This is a genomic window from Streptomyces phytophilus (assembly GCF_013870535.1).
Classification (GTDB): domain Bacteria; phylum Actinomycetota; class Actinomycetes; order Streptomycetales; family Streptomycetaceae; genus Streptomyces; species Streptomyces phytophilus.
Genome location: NZ_JACBXC010000832.1, coordinates 1 through 2,753 on the forward strand (window position 1 = coordinate 1; position 2,753 = coordinate 2,753).

Here is a 2,753-nt window from a genome sequence, read left to right on the forward strand (position 1 = left end):
CCCGGCGGCGCGGAAGCAGCGCGGCGCGAACGCGCAGCCCGGGCCGGGGGCGAGCAGCGACGGCGGGCTGCCCGGGATGGTGTGCAGGGGGACGCCGGGGTCGTCGTCGAGCCGCGGCAGCGAGTCGAGCAGCCCGCGGGTGTACGGGTGCGCGGGGCGGGCGAACAGCTCGTCCACCGGCGCCTGTTCCGCCGGCCGGCCCGCGTACATCACCAGCACCTCGTGCGCGACGCGCGCGACCACCCCCAGGTCGTGGGTGATCATCACGACGCCGAGGCCGCGTTCGTCCTGGATCCGGGCGATCAGCTCCAGGATCTGGGCCTGCACGGTGACGTCGAGCGCGGTGGTCGGCTCGTCCGCGATGAGCAGGTCCGGCTCGCACGCGAGCGCCATGGCGATCATGACCCGCTGGCGCATGCCGCCGGAGAACCGGTGCGGGTGGTCGGCGGCCCGGCGGGCGGGCTCGGGGATGCCGACCTCGCCGAGCATCTCCACCGCCCGGCGGCGGGCGGCGCGGCGGCCGGCGCCGAAGTGCACGCGGTACGCCTCGGCGATCTGCTCGCCCACCGTGTAGTAGGGGTGCAGGCTGGACATCGGGTCCTGGAAGATCATCGCCATCCGGCGCCCGCGCAGCTTCGCCAGCTCCCGGTCGGGGAGCCCGCGCAGCTCGCGGCCGGCCAGTTCGACGGACCCGCTGACCTCGGCGCCGCGGTGCAGCCCCAGCACGGCCAGGGACGTCACGGACTTCCCCGACCCGGACTCGCCCACGATGCCGAGAGTGCGGCCGGCCCGTACGGTGAAGTCGATGCCGTCGACTGCCCGTACGGGCCCGGCGGCGGTCGGGAACGCGACCTTCAGGTCGCGTACGCGCAGCAGCGGCGGCTCGCCCGCCCGGTCGCCGCCCCCGGCGGCCGTGGTGGTGGAGGCAGTGCCCATGTTCAGTACCTCACCCTCGGGTCGACGACCGCGTAGAGGATGTCCACGACGAGGTTCGCCGCCACGATGAAGAAGGCCGCCAGCAGCGTGACCCCGAGGATCACCGGCTGGTCGGAGCGTTGGAGTGCGTCGAAGAAGAGCCTGCCGACGCCGGGGATGCCGAAGATGCTCTCGGTGATCACGGCGCCGGCGAGCAGCCCGCCGAGGTCCATGCCGAAGATGGTCAGCACCGGGGTCATGCCGGAGCGCAGCCCGTGCTTGACCACGACGGCGCGCTCGGGCATGCCCTTGGCGCGCGCGGTGCGGATGTAGGGCTGCGCCATGGCCTCGATCATCGAACTGCGGCTCTGCCGCGCGTACATCGCGGCGTACAGCAGTGCCAGCGCGGTCCACGGCAGCAGCAGGTTCGCGGCCCAGTCGAGCGGGTCGTCGGTCAGCGCGGCGTACTCGGGGTACGGCAGCACGCCGGCGACGCGGACCACGCCGTGGATGAGCACCACCGCGGTGAAGTACACCGGCAGCGACGCGGCGGCCACGGCGCCGACCATCAGGGTGCGATCGGTGCGCGTGCCCTTGCGCAGGGCCGCGGTGATGCCCGTACCGAGGCCGAGGACCAGCCACATGAGCGCGGCGCCGAAGGCCAGCGACGCGGAGACCGGCAGCCGGTCGGTGAGCAGGTCCCACACGGGCAGGGAGTACTCGTAGGAGTAGCCGAAGCAGGGGAAGCCGCACTGGAGCGCGTGCGGCCCCTCGCCCAGCTCGCGGCCCGCGAAGATGCCGGTGAGGTAGTCGGTGAACTGGCGCCACAGCGGCTCGTCGAGCCCCATGGAGTGGCGCACCTCGGCGAGCCGTTCGGGGGTGCAGGTCTTGCCGCACGCCGCGGCCGCGGGGTCGGCGGGCAGCAGGTAGAAGATGGTGAAGGTGACGAGGCAGATGGCCAGCATGACGCCGGCGACGCCCACGAGCCGGCGGGCGAGGTAGAGGATCACGCGCGGTCTCCCCGGGGGTCGAGGGTCTCCCGGAGGGTGTCGGCGAGGACGGTGAACGCCAGCACGGCCAGGAAGAGGAAGGCGCTGGGGATGACGAAGTACATGGGGTCGGTCTCGTAGAAGGAGACCGCCTCGGAGATCATCTGGCCCCAGGAGGAGGTCGGCGGCTGGACGCCGACGCCGAGGAAGCTGAGCGCGGCCTCGGTGCTGATCATCCCGGGGATCAGCAGGGTGGTGTACGCGATGACGGGGCCCGAGACGTTCGGCAGGATCTCCCGGGTGACGATCCGCCAGGCCCCGAAGCCGCCGGCACGGGCGGCGTCGACGTACTCGCGGTGCTTGACCGACAGCGTCTCGCCGCGCACGACGCGCGCGATGCCGGGCCACCCGAAGATGCCGATCACCCCGGTCATCAGCAGCACGCGGTTGACGTCCTGGGCCACCGACATCATCGCGATCATGAAGATGAGGGACGGGAAGGACATCGTGAGGTCCATCAGCCGGCTGAGCACGGTGTCGACCCGGCCGCCGAAGTAGCCGGCCGCGATGCCCGCGGCGGTGCCCACGACGACCACGATGGCGGTGGCCGCGAAGGAGATGAACAGGGAGACCTGCCCGCCGTGGACGACCCGCGCGAACAGGTCGCGGCCGGTCACCGGCTCCACGCCCAGCCAGTGTTCGGCGCCGATCCCGCCGAGCGGGCCCTTGGGCAGGCCGCCGAGGTACGGGTCGACGGCCGTCTTGTCGAACTCCGTCGGGGACCAGCCGCCGAGCGCGCTGAGCAGCGGCGCGGCGGCGGCCATGAAGACCAGGAGGGCGACGACGACG

3 protein-coding genes are annotated in these 2,753 nt (G+C 72.8%); all 3 read right to left on the reverse strand.

The window, feature by feature from the left end:
* Positions 1 to 936, reverse strand: a 936-nt coding sequence (locus H5J30_RS25890) for an ABC transporter ATP-binding protein (protein ID WP_181789759.1), incomplete at its 3' end; no start/stop codon positions are given.
* 2 nt (positions 937 to 938) lie between these two features.
* Positions 939 to 1,925 carry an ABC transporter permease gene (locus tag H5J30_RS25895; protein ID WP_181789760.1) on the reverse strand — a complete coding sequence of 329 codons (987 nt, stop codon included), beginning with the start codon at positions 1,923 to 1,925 and terminating at the stop codon, positions 939 to 941.
* Positions 1,922 to 2,753, reverse strand: an 832-nt coding sequence (locus H5J30_RS25900; protein ID WP_258563543.1) for an ABC transporter permease, incomplete at its 5' end; no start/stop codon positions are given. The genes H5J30_RS25895 and H5J30_RS25900, both read right to left, overlap by 4 nt.